This window comes from Kitasatospora sp. NPDC101108, assembly GCF_055584725.1.
Window position 1 is genome coordinate 1,027,027 of the sequence record NZ_JBVJLM010000001.1, and the last position, 17,470, is coordinate 1,044,496.

The 17,470-nt window shown below is 72.8% G+C and carries 8 protein-coding genes and 2 CRISPR repeat arrays (2 of these 10 running past the window's edge); all 8 genes read right to left on the reverse strand.

Annotated elements, in window-relative coordinates:
* Positions 1 to 5,698: a CRISPR direct-repeat array (repeat unit 29 nt; unit sequence GGAGCAACCCCCGCGCGTGCGGGGCCGAC) (it extends 368 nt beyond the left edge of the window).
* 18 nt (positions 5,699 to 5,716) lie between these two features.
* On the reverse strand, positions 5,717 to 5,995 hold the full coding sequence (cas2e, locus tag ACZ6Z8_RS04575; protein WP_331744407.1) for a type I-E CRISPR-associated endoribonuclease Cas2e: 279 nt from the start codon (positions 5,993 to 5,995) through the stop codon (positions 5,717 to 5,719).
* A complete protein-coding gene (cas1e, locus tag ACZ6Z8_RS04580; protein ID WP_465606244.1) occupies positions 5,992 to 7,014 on the reverse strand; it encodes a type I-E CRISPR-associated endonuclease Cas1e in 1,023 nt (340 codons plus the stop codon). The genes cas2e and cas1e overlap by 4 nt, the downstream gene beginning before the upstream one ends.
* Positions 7,015 to 7,017: 3 nt before the next feature.
* Complete coding sequence (cas6e, locus tag ACZ6Z8_RS04585; protein ID WP_465606246.1) at positions 7,018 to 7,791, reverse strand: type I-E CRISPR-associated protein Cas6/Cse3/CasE; 774 nt, start codon at positions 7,789 to 7,791, stop codon at positions 7,018 to 7,020.
* A 4-nt stretch (positions 7,792 to 7,795) separates the two neighbouring features.
* Complete coding sequence (gene cas5e / locus ACZ6Z8_RS04590; protein ID WP_465606247.1) at positions 7,796 to 8,647, reverse strand: type I-E CRISPR-associated protein Cas5/CasD; 852 nt, start codon at positions 8,645 to 8,647, stop codon at positions 7,796 to 7,798.
* Positions 8,647 to 9,786 (reverse strand): type I-E CRISPR-associated protein Cas7/Cse4/CasC, encoded by a 1,140-nt coding sequence (gene cas7e / locus ACZ6Z8_RS04595; protein WP_465606249.1) that lies wholly within the window; start codon positions 9,784 to 9,786, stop codon positions 8,647 to 8,649. Before cas7e ends, cas5e begins: the two co-directional genes overlap by 1 nt.
* 71 nt (positions 9,787 to 9,857) lie before the next feature.
* Complete coding sequence (casB, locus tag ACZ6Z8_RS04600; RefSeq protein ID WP_465606251.1) at positions 9,858 to 10,460, reverse strand: type I-E CRISPR-associated protein Cse2/CasB; 603 nt, start codon at positions 10,458 to 10,460, stop codon at positions 9,858 to 9,860.
* Positions 10,450 to 12,174: a type I-E CRISPR-associated protein Cse1/CasA gene (gene casA, locus ACZ6Z8_RS04605; protein WP_465606253.1), complete on the reverse strand. Its 1,725-nt coding sequence runs from the start codon at positions 12,172 to 12,174 to the stop codon at positions 10,450 to 10,452. Before casA ends, casB begins: the two co-directional genes overlap by 11 nt.
* 230 nt (positions 12,175 to 12,404) lie before the next feature.
* Positions 12,405 to 15,290, reverse strand: coding sequence for a CRISPR-associated helicase Cas3' (gene cas3 / locus ACZ6Z8_RS04610; RefSeq protein WP_465606255.1), 2,886 nt, complete (start codon positions 15,288 to 15,290; stop codon positions 12,405 to 12,407).
* 169 nt (positions 15,291 to 15,459) lie between these two features.
* Positions 15,460 to 17,470: a CRISPR direct-repeat array (repeat unit 29 nt; unit sequence GTCGGCCCCGCGCTCGCGGGGGTTGCTCC) (it continues 584 nt past the right edge of the window).

Consider the following 17,470-nt stretch of genomic DNA (forward strand, 5'->3'; position numbering starts at 1 on the left):
AGCAACCCCCGCGCGTGCGGGCCCGACTTGCCCCAGACCAGCGGCCAGTACGCGGCCTGGGAGCAACCCCCGCGCGTGCGGGGCCGACCCGACGGACGCGAGCGTCATCTTCAGGTACCCGGAGCAACCCCCGCGCGTGCGGGGCCGACGGCGGCACGGCGGCCTGGGCGCCGAGCACCAGGGAGCAACCCCCGCGCGTGCGGGGCCGACCGTCTGCAGGCTGGCGCGCTGGCTAGCTGCGGCGAGCAACCCCCGCGCGTGCGGGGCCGACGACGGCGGGAACCCCGAGGTGTGGGTGTCTGACGAGCAACCCCCCGCGCGTGCGGGGCCGACACGATGCCCAGCGGCACCATCCCGACCCCCTTGGAGCAACCCCCGCGCGTGCGGGGCCGACTCCTGGCCGCGTACCCGCCGGACGGGCCGGCTGGAGCAACCCCCGCGCGTGTGGGGCCGACTCCCGAGTCCTCACTTGGACAGCCTCGGGCGGGGAGCAACCCCCGCGCGTGCGGGGCCGACCGGTCAGCTCTCGCTCTCGTCCGGCGCTTGAGGGAGCAACCCCCGCGCGTGCGGGGCCGACAGCCACGGTCCTGGTGGTCATCGCCGCCCCCAGGAGCAACCCCCGCGCGTGCGGGGCCGACGACAGCCCGCTCACCAGCCCGGCGGAGCGGGAGGAGCAACCCCCGCGCGTGCGGGGCCGACAACCCGACCCGGGGCAGGGGCGCCGACGCTCTGGAGCAACCCCCGCGCGTGCGGGGCCGACAGGCGCTGCCTCAGCCGGGCCTCAGCGATCTCGGAGCAACCCCCGCGCGTGCGGGGCCGACTGCAGCGCCATCCTCGGGCGGGAGAAGTGGCGGGAGCAACCCCCGCGCGTGCGGGGCCGACGGAATCCCTGCCATCCCTTTCCCCTCCCCTTCGGAGCAACCCCCGCGCGTGCGGGGCCGACTCCTTTGACCTGAGAAGCGCTGTTGAGCTGCGTAGAGCAACCCCCGCGCGTGCGGGGCCGACCGGCGAACGCCGAGTACTACGCGAACATCGTGGGAGCAACCCCCGCGCGTGCGGGGCCGACGCGGGAGGCGTCGATCACGGTCACGTCGAAGGGGAGCAACCCCCGCGCGTGCGGGGCCGACTCGAACAGCGCCATGCAGGTGTCCGTGTCCCCGGAGCAACCCCCGCGCGTGCGGGGCCGACACGACGAACGGCGCCGGGAAATCCTGATCCGCAGAGCAACCCCCGCGCGTGCGGGGCCGACCGTGTGGCCGATGGGTCGACCGACGGACTTCACGAGCAACCCCCGCGCGTGCGGGGCCGACGCTGGCCGGGCGTCGAGGACGACGAGGACACCGGAGCAACCCCCGCGCGTGCGGGGCCGACCAGCTGAACCACGGACCGTACCGCCCGCGTGTGGAGCAACCCCCGCGCGTGCGGGGCCGACGGGTGCAGGTCAGTCCTGCGGCCCTGCTGCGGCGAGCAACCCCCGCGCGTGCGGGGCCGACTGTCCCGTGCCGAAGAACGAAGCCTTGGCGGTGGAGCAACCCCCGCGCGTGCGGGGCCGACGGCACCACCACCAACCCCTGGTCCGGAACCGAGGAGCAACCCCCGCGCGTGCGGGGCCGACCCAGCACGGGCACAGCGAGATCACCGCCACCGGGAGCAACCCCCGCGCGTGCGGGGCCGACCTCCCGAGAGGGGGAAGCGAGACGGTACCCCGGGAGCAACCCCCGCGCGTGCGGGGCCGACGCCGACCCGAGTTCGCGCAGGGTGCCGAAGATGTGAGCAACCCCCGCGCGTGCGGGGCCGACCCGCCCACCGAGAAACAGGAGCCAGTAATGCCGGAGCAACCCCCGCGCGTGCGGGGCCGACCAGCAGGGGGACGGCTCGCAGTGGCCGGTGCAGGAGCAACCCCCGCGCGTGCGGGGCCGACGTTGGAACCGACAACGTCGCAGGTCAGGCGGCAGAGCAACCCCCGCGCGTGCGGGGCCGACGCCGTACGGCCCACACCCGTACGGACCGCACGGGAGCAACCCCCGCGCGTGCGGGGCCGACTCCAGCAGCCTGTACGGCTCGGTCGTCTTCGGGGAGCAACCCCCGCGCGTGCGGGGCCGACCGGCAGCGGCCGCCCTGCACATGCGCGCCGCCGGAGCAACCCCCGCGCGTGCGGGGCCGACCATCACGAACTCGCGGAACAGGTCCATGGGGCGGAGCAACCCCCGCGCGTGCGGGGCCGACTGCGTGGACCTCCCTCGTGGCGAGACTTGCGCGGAGCAACCCCCGCGCGTGCGGGGCCGACGGTGTCGACGTCGTCGAAGACGCGGGCGAGGAGGAGCAACCCCCGCGCGTGCGGGGCCGACAGTTGGCCGAGGAACGCACCCTGGACAGAGCTCGAGCAACCCCCGCGCGTGCGGGGCCGACCCGGCCGGCGCCGCGCTCCCGGTGTCGAACCACGAGCAACCCCCGCGCGTGCGGGGCCGACGCCGCACCGCACCTCGGCGACGGCCAGGCAGCGGAGCAACCCCCGCGCGTGCGGGGCCGACGCCCGGCCGCTCCAGTGGCACCGGCGGATCCGGGAGCAACCCCCGCGCGTGCGGGGCCGACCACACCTCGGTAGGGGTAGGGGTAGGGGGTCGGGAGCAACCCCCGCGCGTGCGGGGCCGACAACGAGGTGCTCGCCTTCCGCAACGACGCGGTGGAGCAACCCCCGCGCGTGCGGGGCCGACGTGTCGCCTTCCTGGTAAGCGCGGATGTAGCGGGAGCAACCCCCGCGCGTGCGGGGCCGACCTCCAGCCCGGGCCGCGGAAGGAGGGCGGCGAGGAGCAACCCCCGCGCGTGCGGGGCCGACTATGCCCAGATCGGCGCGTGGGTGGTCGAGCAGGAGCAACCCCCGCGCGTGCGGGGCCGACGGCCGGGCCGATCAGCAGGTGGTCGACGTTGGCGGAGCAACCCCCGCGCGTGCGGGGCCGACACGGGTTCAGGTTCACGATGCTGCTCCTCTACGGAGCAACCCCCGCGCGTGCGGGGCCGACGCGAGGTCCGCGGCTGGCCCCTCGTCCTGCTGGGAGCACCCCCGCGCGTGCGGGGCCGACATGTCGGCGACCGGCTTGTCACGGCGGGCGGCGGAGCAACCCCCGCGCGTGCGGGGCCGACCGGTCGGCCGTGACCGACCCGGTAACCGTCACGGAGCAACCCCCGCGCGTGCGGGGCCGACGACCGGGCGCGGGCCGCCTCGACCAGGCGCAGGGAGCAACCCCCGCGCGTGCGGGGCCGACCGGTCGGTGGCGGTCACGGATTCCTCCGGGTGGGAGCAACCCCCGCGCGTGCGGGGCCGACCAGGCAGAGAGCCGCCGGTTCTTCCGGACGGGGGAGCAACCCCCGCGCGTGCGGGGCCGACGCCTTGTGCGCGCGCTGCGACTTGTACCAGAGAGAGCAACCCCCGCGCGTGCGGGGCCGACCAGGCCGGAGACGAGGACGGCCAGGGCGAGCAACCCCCGCGCGTGCGGGGCCGACGAGGCCCGGCCGGCGCGCACCCACTTCTGGCAGGAGCAACCCCCGCGCGTGCGGGGCCGACCAGCCGGCACTCGTCTGGGTGGACCCGGGGAAGGAGCAACCCCCGCGCGTGCGGGGCCGACCTTGACCTTGGGCCGGTGACGGTACCGCGAGAAGAGCAACCCCCGCGCGTGCGGGGCCGACGATCAGCCGCCGCAGCGTCCGTCTCAAGTGGCCGAGCAACCCCCGCGCGTGCGGGGCCGACAGGCCGGCGGTGCGCAGCCACGCGGTCAGTGTGGAGCAACCCCCGCGCGTGCGGGGCCGACTCCGTGGTCTGGTCGACCGTCAGCATCGGTGAGGAGCAACCCCCGCGCGTGCGGGGCCGACGGACTCACTGATTCGGCAGGATATACCGGCTATGAGCAACCCCCGCGCGTGCGGGGCCGACGTGCCCGACGCGCCGGTGAACACGCAGAACTGGGAGCAACCCCCGCGCGTGCGGGGCCGACCCGGGGACGTCTCACCAGGGGAGCGCACCCCAAGAGCAACCCCCGCGCGTGCGGGGCCGACGGCGCGCTGAGGCTCGGCGGCGCCCCCGGATCGGAGCAACCCCCGCGCGTGCGGGGCCGACCTCTACTTCCTGCCGCCCGTGATCGTCACCGTGGAGCAACCCCCGCGCGTGCGGGGCCGACCGCCCAGGGGACAGCGGCGATGCGGAGGGCGTGGAGCAACCCCCGCGCGTGCGGGGCCGACGCACGGTGCCGGGCGTGAGGCTCGCGCTGCGGGGAGCAACCCCCGCGCGTGCGGGGCCGACCATCCTGCTCCCCTTCACGGGCACCCCCTACACGAGCAACCCCCGCGCGTGCGGGGCCGACGTGTTGCAGTAGACCCGGACGTCCTCGGTCGAGGAGCAACCCCCGCGCGTGCGGGGCCGACCTATACACGCGCGTGCGTCGCGCGCGTGCGAGGGAGCAACCCCCGCGCGTGCGGGGCCGACGTGCAGCCCGAACAGGCCGACTACGCCGGGCGGGAGCAACCCCCGCGCGTGCGGGGCCGACGAGTTCGTCCCGTGGGAGGAATTCAAGCGTCGGGAGCAACCCCCGCGCGTGCGGGGCCGACCTGGCGCGGCCCATCTGGGCGGCGTACATGCCGGAGCAACCCCCGCGCGTGCGGGGCCGACAGGCGCAGCGCGTCGCCGACCGACTCGCCCGGGGAGCAACCCCCGCGCGTGCGGGGCCGACTCGTCGCCGGCCTCGGGGGCGACGTCGCCGGCCGAGCAACCCCCGCGCGTGCGGGGCCGACCGGATGGTGATAGCGGAGAGTGAGGACGTTGGAGAGCAACCCCCGCGCGTGCGGGGCCGACATGAGCGAGCCCATTCGCGGGAGTCGGATGGTGGAGCAACCCCCGCGCGTGCGGGGCCGACCTGACCGCCGGCCGTGAGCACGGGGACCAAGGGGAGCAACCCCCGCGCGTGCGGGGCCGACCCCGGGTCGGAGATCTGCCACCAGTCGGACGGGGAGCAACCCCCGCGCGTGCGGGGCCGACCCCTGACGGCACCCCGCCCCATCTCGACCACCGGAGCAACCCCCGCGCGTGCGGGGCCGACGGGAGTGCGGCCGGATAGAGACGGGATGGACGGGAGCAACCCCCGCGCGTGCGGGGCCGACCGCTTGCCCTGCTCGGCGAGTGCACCGGCGAGGGAGCAACCCCCGCGCGTGCGGGGCCGACCACCCGTGCCACCCTCGATTTCGCTTCTCTCAGGAGCAACCCCCGCGCGTGCGGGGCCGACAAGGGAGTGGGAGATGGCGAAGGAACATCCCCCGAGCAACCCCCGCGCGTGCGGGGCCGACCTCCGAGCACTGGGTGCCGGGGCCGCAATCGGGGAGCAACCCCCGCGCGTGCGGGGCCGACCGCCCAGATCGCCAACGTGGCCTACCGCGCCGGGAGCAACCCCCGCGCGTGCGGGGCCGACATTCGGGGGAGCCGGATCGTGGAGAAACCCGCGGAGCAACCCCCGCGCGTGCGGGGCCGACAGTCGGTAGGGGTTCGGTAGCCGAACCTGCGTGGAGCAACCCCCGCGCGTGCGGGGCCGACCCCGTCCCCCTCACCGGGGGCGGGCCCTGCGGCGGAGCAACCCCCGCGCGTGCGGGGCCGACTGACCTGGGGGACAAGGGGGGTCAGGCGGCCGGGAGCAACCCCCGCGCGTGCGGGGCCGACGCTTCGTGACCTGCGGGTTTATCGGCGGGAGCGGGCTGAGAGAATCAGTCCGTCGAAGTCGACGGGCTTCCAGCGGTCCTTTCCGGCTGTACGGACAGTCCAGCCTTGTTCGTTGGTGGCGGGTTCGACGAGGACGGCTTGGCCGTCGCCGATGCGGGTGGCGAGGAGGTCCCAGAGACGGTCGCGGATGCGACGGCTGGGGGTGCCGACGAAGACGCCGGCGTTGACCTCGACCATCCAGCGGGTGAGGTGCCCACGTAGGCCTTCGGGGGCTGCGATGAGGATGATGACGGTCACGGGCTGCTCGTGTCCTGCGTGAACTCCGGGCCGATGATGGCCAGGTGTTCATCGCCCATTCCCGGGTCCGAGACAGAGACCGTTAGCGTGTCCTCAGTGCCCGACCAGTTGACGCCGCCTTGGACGGTGCCGACTCGTTCGTCCCAGAGCTCGTTGACCTCGACGTCGGGCATGTCGGTGCCGTCCGGGCTGAGGAGGGCCTTGACGTCGTGGACGATGCGGCCCAGCAACTTGTCTTGGGCGATGCGGTCGCGCAGGCCGAGGCGGGCGTCGCGTTCCTCAGTGTGGCCTTGCTTGGCGAGGTCGAAGGCGAGGGGGATGGTGTATTCGGCCTTGTAGAGGTCGGCGATGTCGAGGACGAACGAGGTCGCCAGGCCTGTGTGGACGAACCCGAGGCCGGGGCTCGCACCCAGACCGGTGATGACCGCGTGACAGATTCCGTAGAGGGCGGCGTTGGCCGCCGACAGGAGGCGGTTGAGGTCGTCACCCGCGGCGTAGGCGTCGCCCGCCTTGTAGACGCGGCCGTTCCATGGGACGCCGGTTCGGCGGGATTCCGCCTGGTAGAGCTTGCGGATGCGGGCGCCTTCGCGGCCGCGCAGCTGCTGCATGGTGGCGGTGCTGACGTCCTCGCCGGGAAACCGCATGCGGTACATCGTCCGTGCGACGGCCAGGCGTTCCTTGGTCCGGCTCACCAGCCAGGCCTGCCGGTTGAGGAGGGCTGCGCCTCGGCTGGGGCCGAGCCCTGCGGCGTACATGCGTACGCCCTGCTCGCCGACCCAGCACACGGTGGTGCCGGAGTCGGCGAGCAGGTTGACGGCGCCGTGGGTGATGCGGGTTCCGGGGCCGAGGAGCATGACGGCGACCATGGCGGCGGGGACGCGGACGGTCTCGCGTTTGTTGATGACGACGACGGCGTTCTCGTCGCGGTCGATGTGGCTGCGCTCGACGTAGACGCTGGAGACGCGGTCGGAGAGGCGGTGCAGGTCGTGGGGGTGGGCTTTCCACCAGATGTCGGCCATCGGTCAGCGGGCTCCGGCGGGCAGTGGGGCGAAGGTGAGCAGGCCGCAGCCGTAGGCCTTGGACGGGCCGATGCCGCCGAGGAGCGAGGCCTGCAGGAGGCCGGGGTCGGTGATGCGCAGGCGGCCTTCGAAGGTGGCAGTGGTGAGGGTGACGGGGGTACGGGTGCCGGGCTTGGTGAAGGTGACGCGGCTGCGGTCGGTGATCCTCACCTCCCGTGCGGTCTGCGCCTCGGCCGGGGTATCGGCGGCGTGCGGTTCGAGACCCGGTGCGGGGCGGTCCGTTCGGGACTCCGGGATGGTGAAGCCCCAGCGGGTGGTGCGGTCCAGGAACCAGGTGAGTTGCTGGGCGGCGGTGCGGTGGGCCATCCGGTAGGAGCGGTGGTGGAGTTCGGCGGCGGTCTTGGAGTGGTGCGCGCTCGCCTTCTCGGGCTTGGAGGTGTTCTGGACGGGGCTGGCCTTGAGCCGGAAGGCGAACTCGCGGCCGACGGCGAGCTGGGCGAGCAGCGGGCTATAGTCGCGGATCGCGTAGTGCTCGCCTTCGGCGTCGGGCCATCCGGCCTGTTCGACGATGTGGGTCCAGTCGGGCTTGGAGGGGGTGAGGACCAGCAGCATGGGGCGGCGCGGGTGGTCGGCGTCCAGTCGCCACAGGATCCGGTCGCCCGGGGCGGTGTCGGGGATGCCCGCCAGGACAGCGCCGTGCAGGGAGCGGGGGTTGGCGAGCAGGTTACGGCTGGCGGCACGCAGGGGGTTGATGCGGACGCGGGAGAGGTAGGTCATCGGGTCACCAGCCCAGCAGGGCGAACGGGTCGTGGCCGCCGGCCTCCGTAGCCGGCTGCGCGGTCGTGGCGGATGAGCGGAGGCCGGTGGGGACATCGAGCCAGGTGTGACGGATCCGCCGGGTGGAGAATCCGCGTTCGCGGGGTGCGAAGGAGCGGGGCACGTCCTGCAGAGTGTCCTCACCCGACGGATCATCGAAGGTCGCGGCCAGGTCGATCCGGTGGGGGGAGAACGGCTCCGGGGCGCGCTCGGCCCGACGAAGATAGGCGTTCTTGGCGGCGGCGCCCGCCTGCCAGGGCTCCTCGGCCAGGACGTCCTCCAGGGCGCCGCCGCGCACCGCGCCGAGGGTGATCGGCTGGGTGGGGACGCAGGAGCGCCGACCGAGCGCGAGGGGGAAGGCGGGGCGGCGGATCGCCTCGGCGAGCGTCGTGACGAGGGCGGCCGGGCCCTGGACGGCGGCAACGAACACCGCGTCCTGGAGGTAGTAGCGGTGGGTGACGTGGGTGTCCTTGGCGGGGGAGGTCGGCTTCTGCAGGCCCTTGGCGTTGACGCCGGCCTGCGGCAGCGGCCGGCTCCGGTAGTCGCTGACGGTGTGGTAGTCGCGCAGCAGCGTGCCCGGCTGGTCGATGCGCACGCCCAGGCGTAGGCCGACCAGGTCGGTGATGTCCGCTTCCCGCGGGCGGCCTGCGGCGGCGGCGAGCAGTCCGACCACACCCGACTTGGTCGGCTGGGGCGGGGTGTCACGGCGGTTGAAGGCGCTGCGCTCGCCCCAGGACTGGAGAGGTGCGGCGAGGCGGAGGACGAGGACCGCCTGATCCTGCTCCGGGGCCGGTGCGCGGGTGGGCTCGGCGGGCATCAGTTGTCGTTCACCCGCTCGGTGAGGGCGGTACGCAGGCCGTCGCGCAGTTCGGTGAAGGTGCGGTTGGTGCCGAATGCCTTCGCCAGCTGCTGCCCGGTCTCGTCGGTGTCGGTGCCGAGGGTGTGGCAGATGCCGACGTACAGCGGGGTGTCGCCCCACTGTTCGGTGGCGGTGGTGAACTCCGCGGCGAGGCGGCGCGCGGACTCGGCGACGATGCCCTGGCTCGCCGGGACGGGGTTCTCGTAGGCGGAGACGAGGTTGACGGGCTGGTCGGCGCGGACGACGACGGCGACCAGGCTGGGGCGGGTGCGGTGGGCGAAGGAGTTGCCGTAGCCGGTGGGCATGGAGCGGGCGAAGGAGTCGACGAAGAGGTCGACGGCGTCGATGGCGGCCTTGTCGTCGCCGAGGTTGTCGCGCAGCTGGTGCAGGCCGACGGTGGCGTAGCGGTAGAGGGTGGCGGAGTTGAAGCCGATGGTGCCGATCATGCCGGCGCCGGTCTCGTCGGCGGTGTTCTCGTCGTCGACGGCGGTGTAATAGTCGAATTCGAGTTCGGCGGCGTGGGTGGAGATGGCGTGGGCGACCTGGGTGGCGGCGTCGACGTTGAGGCTGGGGATGTCGGCGACCATGCGGCCGAAGAGCGCGACGTCGGCGGGGTGGCCGGTCTGCAGCTGCTCTTTGACTGGCAGGGCCTTGGCGGCCTCAGCCAGGGCCTTGGCATCGAGGGCGGCGAGGCCGGTGGCATTCTCGGCGACGAGGTCGATGATGCTGCCCAGCTGGCGGCGCCCGTAGAAGAGGAGGTAGGCGGTGTCGCCTTCCTTTTTGCCCACGGAGATCCCAGTCTCCTTGATCAGGGCGTCGGCGATCCGCTGCGCGTCCTCGGCCGCGATGCCGGTGCGCTCGGCGATGCCCTTGGCGAGCTGGGCGGCGATCCGCTTGGTGCGGGTGGCGAGATCCTGTGGGTCGCGGCCCTCGGCGAAGTGGATGCGGGTGGCGCGCTTCCAGGCCTGGGAGGAGACGCGGGAGCGGCGCTTGCCGCCGAAGTAGGCCTCCTTGGGGTTGCCATTGTCGTCGCGGTTGAGGTTGGCCGGCGGGACGGTCTGCAGGATGTGCACGTCGATGTAAAGGTGGTCGGTCATGCGCTTCTCCTGGAAGGGTGATGGTCTGATGGTGGTGGGTGCGCCTGGGCAGCGGGTTGTCGCAGTTGCGGTCAGTCGGCGGGTGTCTGGTCCTTCCACGTCTGGTAGCCGATGGCCCACTTGAGGCGGACCTGCGGGCGCCGGTCGGTGTGGTGCCAGGCCTGGATGTCGGCCATCAGGTGGTTGTAGTCCAACGGCTGCCCGACGGTGCGCAGTTGGGTGATCAAGCCGCGCAGGTGGACCAGCAGCGCGGACACACTGGTGGCGCCGGCGAGTTGGGCGACCCGGGTGTCGAGCGCCTCCTCACTGAACTTGCCACTGCGACGCAGGGCGCGCAGAGCCTGACCGAGCTTGACGCCGCGGCGGTGCATGGGCTTGGACTGGCTCTGCTGGTGGAGGCCGAACAGGGCCAGGGCGGCGTGCTCGGCCTTCTGCTCGTCAGAGACCTCGTCGCGCAGCGCGAGGACGTCATCGACCTCACAGCTGTAGAGCGGCCACATCTTGGGGCTGTCCATGACGGGGCGCCCAAGGCCGGAGCGCAGGGCCGCGAGGTCCTCTCCGGGCGGTCGGCGCGGCTGCCCGCTGCGGGGGTCGATGCGCCAGGTGTGGTCAGGGGCGGTGAACCTCTCCCAGTACGGACGTCGCTTGACGGCGTTCTTGTGCTCAGTAGTCAAAGTCCGCTCCAGAGTCGGATTCGGAGTCGATGGCGGGCCCGGTCTCGGCCGCGCGGGCGGCGGCTGCTTGCCGTAGGGCGTCGGCGTGGCGAGGCAGGATCTCGTCGACCTGCCGCCGGAAGTTGGCGCCGGCCGTGCCGAGCCGATAGGTGTGCGTCTTGCCCGTCTTGCCGCTCTGATCGAGGGTGCGGCCGCCGAACGTGGTGGCGGGTGCGGCCAGCAGGAGCGTGTTCGCCGCATCCCACGCGTGACGGGAAGCGACGTGCTCCCAGGCGAGTCGGCCTTGGTCCAGGACGTCGTCGGCGCCGGTGCCGGCTTTGCGTACGCCGGCGAGCAGGCGGCGCACCTGGGGGTCGAGGGTGTGCAGGAGCAGTTCGCCGGGGCGCTGGCCCTTGTCCCAGGGGATGGGGTCGGTTCCGGCGGCCCGGCGCAGGTCGGCGGAGAGGTTGTTGACGGCCTGGGCGAGCCGTTCCGCCTGCTCGGCGACGTCCAGGAGCAGCTGGTGGGCTTCGCTGTCCTGCTGGAGGGCGAGCAGCGGCAGCGGGATGGCGTCGTGGATGACATCCTCGACGACGGAGGACTGGGTGCCGTAGACCATGCCGAAGGTCTCGACCTGCAGCGGGTAGTTGCCTTCGAGTCGGCCAATCTCCCGTAGGGCGCTGATCTCGTCGAGCAGGACGCTGGTCTCGAAGGTGCCCTCCGGCCCCTGGCGGGTCGCCGCGAGGAGAGCGTCCAGGCCCCGCCAGGCGGCCTTGCCCTGGGTGTGACGGCGCGGCCTGCGCTCGGGCAGGGCCGAAGCGGACTTCTTGGCCGGGGCGGTGAACGTCCAGGCGGTGTGCGGCTCCTTCTCGGGCAGGGGCGTGAGGCGGTCACCGGCGCTGATGACCACCCGGGCGACCCTCAGCTGACCGTTCTCGTCGTGGTGCGGGATGAGTCGAATGCGCCGGGCCTGCCACGTCCATAGATCGAGAAGGCCCTCGGCCTCGCGGGACTTCCACGCGGGTTTGTGGGGGCCTTGCAGCCACTGCGGGACCCCAAGGTTGCCGGGCGGGGTGAGTGGGAGGTTCAGCATGAGGGTCTCGTAGAGGGTTTGCCCGGTGGGGATGATGACGCCGAGCTGGCCGAGCGGGCCGGTCGGATTTCCCGTCGTCTTGCCCGCCTTGACCTCGGGGTCACCGACGACGCCGGTCTTGATCGCCGCCGTGTCCCAGCAGTGCGCGTGTAGGAGCCAGTGGGCAGCTTGGGCGGGCGTCAGGTCGAGGGGGTCCGCGTCAGTGCGGTTGGCGAACAGTGGGACGTTGTTACCGCTCGCCGCCGTCGCCACCAAGGCGGCGGAGCCCTTCGTCTCGCCCTTGGCGGTGCGCAGCCCGGCGACCTGCCCGAACGGCATCTCGGGATCGAAGAGGTCGAACTTCCCTCGGTGTTCGTCGAGGTAGGCCTGGATGTCACCCAGCTCGTCCTTCGTGAACCCGCCCTTCTGCGTGAGCCGTTCGGCCTTCTCGCGGAGGGTTCGGGGTGCACCCGCGGCATGGGCGACTACGGGCAGCAACACCTGGCGTAGAACGGCTGGCAGCTGGGTGGAGAGCTCGACGACAAGGCCCTCGAGTTCGTGGGCCCGGGCCAGGACCTCGGCGATCCCCAGACTTACGGGCGGCCCGCCGCTGACCGGTCGCGCCGTCAGCCACGGTTCGTCGACGAGGTTGTACCCAGGCACGCGAACTTCTCCCAACTAGCTCTGTCTAGCTTGTTGCTGGTTCATCGTGGCACCGGCGAAGGTCTGTTGTGGGGCGAATGCTTGAATTGCCTTTCGGCCCCGCAGGATTTGTGCGCGGGGATGGCCCCTGGCTCTGTCTGCGAGCTGGTTTCGGCTGCAAGTCGGCCCCGCGGTCGCGGGGTTGGGGCGCGTGGGCGGAACGGGAACTCCGCCTGTTCTGCCCGCACGCTCTACCGGTACTCGGGCCCGCCGCTCACCTCGAGGCCTCGCAGGTCGTCGTAGCGTAGACGGAAGTCGCCGAGGACCGCGTCCCCTTGCTCGTCGAGTTCCAGGGCCAGGCTGTACCGCAACCACGGATGGTCGCGCCAGCCCGGCAGCGGACCGAGAGCCTGCTCGGCCACCCCGGTGAGCTTGGTGGGCAGGCGTACCGTTCCGGAGAGCACGTCGTCCAAAATCTCGGCCGCCACCTCGCCGTTCGGCCCAAGCTTGCGGCCCGTCATCGCGTGGATCTCCTCATCCCCGGTGCGGCGTACCAGGATGACTTCCACGCTCCGGTCCCCGTCGCGCACGAGCGCCTCGAACTGCCCCTCGGCCAGCCTGCTGTGGGCTCCGAAGTGCAGGCCCTCCAGGGTTGGCGCTCCGTGCTCGCCGGCCCGGGTCAGCAGGTACTGGGACGCTTGCGCGCGACGCTCAGCCTGCCGCTTTTCCCAGTCCTGCCGGGCCTGTTCCTCTGCCTCGGTCCACTCGGCCGGGACGATGGGCTCGGTGCCGTACACCCGAGCAACCAGGTCGGGCACCTGACCGGGGATGCTCCACGTGCTTGCGTCGGCTGTCGCTGCCCGCTCGACCTCGGCGGCAGTGCGCAGCAGGAGGTAGCGGCCGTAGATTCCCTCGGACGAGCGCAGGATGTGCGGCGCGCGGTCATCGTCGAGGTGGATGCCGGTGACTGCGACGGTGGGCCTCGACAGCAGGCGGGGGCGTTTGACGCCGTCGTGGCGGTGGAGACGTCCGATGCGCTGGAGGAGCAGGTCCATCGGTGCGAGGTCGGTGATCAGCAGGTCGGCGTCGACGTCGAAGGACTGCTCCGCGAGCTGGGTGGCGACGACGATGAGCCGCTCGGGGCGCTGGGAGCCTTCGGCGGGCGGTCCGAGGAGTTTCAGGACCTCCTGGGTGCGGTCGGCCCGGTGGCCTGCGTGCAGGCGGCCGTGCAGGAGGTGGACGTCGGCGCCGAATTCCTTGTGCAGGGCCTCGAACGTGGACTGGGCGCGGGCCACGGTGTTGCGGATGACCAGGACGCATCCGCCGTCGACCAGGCGCTCCTTCAGGTAGTCAACCACGGCCGCGTCCGCCTTGCCGGCGTCTTCCGAGGGCCGGGAATCGGTCTGCGCTGGTGGCTCGTCGAGCACCTCGACCCGCACCGCGAGATCATCGCGCCAGGACTCGGTGCTCTCGACCAGCAGTTCCAGCCGGCCGTCCTGCCCCGACCAGGCCGCCGTCACGCTCGGATAGCCCTGCGGTTCGGGGACCTCCAGCACCTGCGAAGCCTCCGCCGACTGCGTGCCGGCCAGGTAGGCGGCGACCAAGCGGCGCCGCTGCTCCGGCGGCAGCGTCGCCGACAGCAATACCACCGGCACCCCGGCCTGTCCGAGCCACCACAGGCCTTCCAGCAGGAACTGCGACATGTAGACGTCGGCGGCATGGACCTCATCCAGGATCACGACCTTGCCGACGAGGCCGGCCATGCGCAGCATCACGTGCTTGGTGCGGGTCGCGGCGTAGAGGAGCTGGTCGATGGTGCCGACCGCGAACGGGCTCAGCAGACCACGGCGACGGCCGAGGAACCACTCGGCGGGAGCCCTGCGCTCGCCGCCCTCGCAGCCGTCGAAGCAGTCGTCCCGCATTCCGAACTCGTCCACCGACGAGAAGCGGCAGTCGGCGTTCTGTCCCCACTCCCCCGCATCCTCCAGCAGGGCGCGCCACTTCCTGTTGAACATCCGCTTGCCGTGCAGCAGCGCGACCTGGTCCTCCAGCCCCTCCTCGACCTTGCGCAGCCACGATCGGAGCTGAGTGAACATCGGGTCCGCGGTCGCCTGGGTCGGCATCCCAAGGAACACGCCGTCCGCGCCGTAACGCGCGGCCAGCAGCTCGCCCGCCGCCAGCGCCGCCTTCGTCTTCCCCTCCCCCATCGGCGCCTCGACGATCACCAGGCCCGGCCCGCCCATCCGACGCACCACGTCCAAGACCAACTCCTGCGATGGCCTGGGCCCGTGGCCGAATCGGTCCCGGAACGTCTCCGGGCCGGGCACCGCCAACGCGCCCCACCCGCCGCGCAGACCGAGCCTGGACCACGCGTCCGCGGCCCGCTGCCGCGCCTGAAACATCGTCACCTTCGCCAGTTCGGGCACACCCTTGAAGTGCAGCTCATCGCTGGCGATCCAGTCCGCCATCACCACGAAGCCCGACAACTGGAGCTGCACCGCACGGCTCGGCACCAGCGCAGGCTCCACACCGGCAAGCGGCGACTCACCTTCGTAGCCGAGCTCCCGGGAGAACACCTCCACCAGCGCCGACTGCGCCAACTTCCACGACGGCCCCTTCCCCTGCAGGTCTTCCCTCTTCGGAGCCAACTGCCCCAACGTGGGGAACAACCCGTGGTGGCCGGCGACCAGCGGCCACACCCAGTCGACCTGCCCCTCTTCCCAGCCCGCTTTCTCCAGCAGCGCCCGCAGTAGCCGGCCGCCGGCCTTGTCGTGCCGCCAAGCCGTCGCATTCACCACGTACTTGTCCCACGAGAGCCCCGACCGGCGAACATCAGCCTCGCCAGCCGGATCGAGACGTGCGAACGCCGGAGTGGCCTTGCCGAGATCGTGAATCCCGCACAACCACGCGAACAGACGCCGCCCCTTGCCCGCGCCGCCGGCCACAGAATCCAGACGCCACCGCGTCACCTGCGGCAGGTAACGGTCCCAGACGATCTCCGCCACCGCGGCGGTGTCCAGCATGTGTGACAGCAGAAGGTTGACCGTCCCCCCGGCCCGCCCCGCAGACTTGCCCCACAACGCACCCAACCAACCCCTGACCTCGGGCGGATACCACTGCCAACGGTCCTCGACCATGCCCCAACCTCCACGTACGAGTACGCTGCGGAGCGTAGAGCACATCACTGACAAGTCGGTTCGGAACAGGGAGAGATGGAGGCAATGCATCGAGTCGTCTCCGGACTACCCACCGATCGAACTGAATCAACCTGCTCCTCCTGACGCCAATCATTGCAGGTCAGATAGTGTCGGCCCCGCGCTCGCGGGGGTTGCTCGATGTGCTGATCGACACCCCGGGCTCGCTCGAAGTCGGCCCCGCGCTCGCGGGGGTTGCTCCGCGCTGCGACTTCCGCCCGGCAAGGGGCGGCGGTCGGCCCCGCGCTCGCGGGGGTTGCTCGGCTACCCGGGCCCCGAGACGTGGCGAAGGCTCGTCGGCCCCGCGCTCGCGGGGGTTGCTCCGCGCGGCCAGCCAGCGCCGTGGCGCCACCGAGGTCGGCCCCGCGCTCGCGGGGGTTGCTCCTCGTCACGTGACGAGTCCGGAAGCGGGCAGAAGTCGGCCCCGCGCTCGCGGGGGTTGCTCCAGGTTCGGCAGCTTCGGGTAGCGCAAAAAGTTGTCGGCCCCGCGCTCGCGGGGGTTGCTCCCGTGTTCACCCTTCTCCGCCGCCACCACGCCAGTCGGCCCCGCGCTCGCGGGGGTTGCTCCGGGCACGCGCCGACGGGTTCGGCCGAGCGTCTGTCGGCCCCGCGCTCGCGGGGGTTGCTCCATGGCGCCCAGGGTGCCGACGCCGTGGGCTTCGTCGGCCCCGCGCTCGCGGGGGTTGCTCCGGCACCGTCGACGGCCTGACTGGCAGTGAAGGGTCGGCCCCGCGCTCGCGGGGGTTGCTCCGGCAGGACGACCCATGTCCGTCCGCACATTTCGTCGGCCCCGCGCTCGCGGGGGTTGCTCCTGCGCGCGTACGCGGACGGCCAGCGCCACCTGGTCGGCCCCGCGCTCGCGGGGGTTGCTCCGTGCTGTGCGAGATCCTCGGCCGCCGCGACGTGTCGGCCCCGCGCTCGCGGGGGTTGCTCCGTGCCAGCCCAGCGCCCGGCGGATAAGGAACAGTCGGCCCCGCGCTCGCGGGGGTTGCTCTCTGCGCGCACCGCTGCAGCAGATACGCGCAGGGTCGGCCCCGCGCTCGCGGGGGTTGCTCCCCCCAGCAGTCGAACAACAAAGCCGCCGTCGCGTCGGCCCCGCGCTCGCGGGGGTTGCTCCTGGGCCACATCCTCGGCCACAAGGACGGCACCGTCGGCCCCGCGCTCGCGGGGGTTGCTCCCCCACTTTCAGGACTCCGCCGCAGGTCAGAGGGTCGGCCCCGCGCTCGCGGGGGTTGCTCCCCGGCGTCGTACGCAGCCAGGGCCCGGACGTGGTCGGCCCCGCGCTCGCGGGGGTTGCTCCCACGGCGAGTCGGCCGGGGGCTGCTTGGGGAAGTCGGCCCCGCGCTCGCGGGGGTTGCTCCGCGTGGTACACCTTCGCATCGTCCGCCCCGCTGTCGGCCCCGCGCTCGCGGGGGTGCTCCACGTCCGGCTCTACGGCGCTGACCTGACCCTCGTCGGCCTCGCGCTCGCGGGGGTTGCTCAACGTCAGGATCATCCGCAAGTCGACTGACGTGGTCGGCCCCGCGCTCGCGGGGGTTGCTCCAGCTGGACGCAGGGCACCGGCTCCCCCGACCAGTCGGCCCCGCGCTCGCGGGGGTTGCTCCAGCTGGACGCAGGGCACCGGCTCCCCCGACCAGTCGGCCCCGCGCTCGCGGGGGTTGCTCCGGCGAACGCCCGGTCAGCTCACGGGTCTTGCGGTCGGCCCCGCGCTCGCGGGGGTTGCTCCGGTTCTTGCTGACGCCGACGGAGATGCTGCGCGTCGGCCCCGCGCTCGCGGGGGTTGCTCTCGGCCAAGGGGAGCTCCAGTTGGGGGGTCAGTGTCGGCCCCGAGCTCGCGGGGGTTGCTCCGGCGAACGCCCGGTCAGCTCACGGGTCTTGCGGTCGGCCCCGCGCTCGCGGGGGTTGCTCCAGCGACCCGCTGCAACGGGCCGCGACTGCGACGTCGGCCCCGCGCTCGCGGGGGTTGCTCGACACCAGTCACTCGTCAGCTGGCCGATGCTCGGTCGGCCCCGCGCTCGCGGGGGTTGCTCTCTTCCCCGGTCCAGGCGGAGGTGGTGCGTCTCGTCGGCCCCGCGCTCGCGGGGGTTGCTCCGCGGCCTCCTGCTCGCGGGTCAGGTGAAGGC

What these genes read in the sequence shown, in the direction of transcription:
- cas7e (WP_465606249.1), bottom strand. Translation starts at nt 9,786, where the DNA reads ATGACCGACCACCTTTACATCGACGTGCACATCCTGCAGACCGTCCCG.
- cas6e (WP_465606246.1), bottom strand. Translation starts at nt 7,791, where the DNA reads ATGACCTACCTCTCCCGCGTCCGCATCAACCCCCTGCGTGCCGCCAGC.
- cas1e (WP_465606244.1), bottom strand. Translation starts at nt 7,014, where the DNA reads ATGGCCGACATCTGGTGGAAAGCCCACCCCCACGACCTGCACCGCCTC.
- cas5e (WP_465606247.1), bottom strand. Translation starts at nt 8,647, where the DNA reads ATGCCCGCCGAGCCCACCCGCGCACCGGCCCCGGAGCAGGATCAGGCG.
- cas3 (WP_465606255.1), bottom strand. Translation starts at nt 15,290, where the DNA reads ATGGTCGAGGACCGTTGGCAGTGGTATCCGCCCGAGGTCAGGGGTTGG.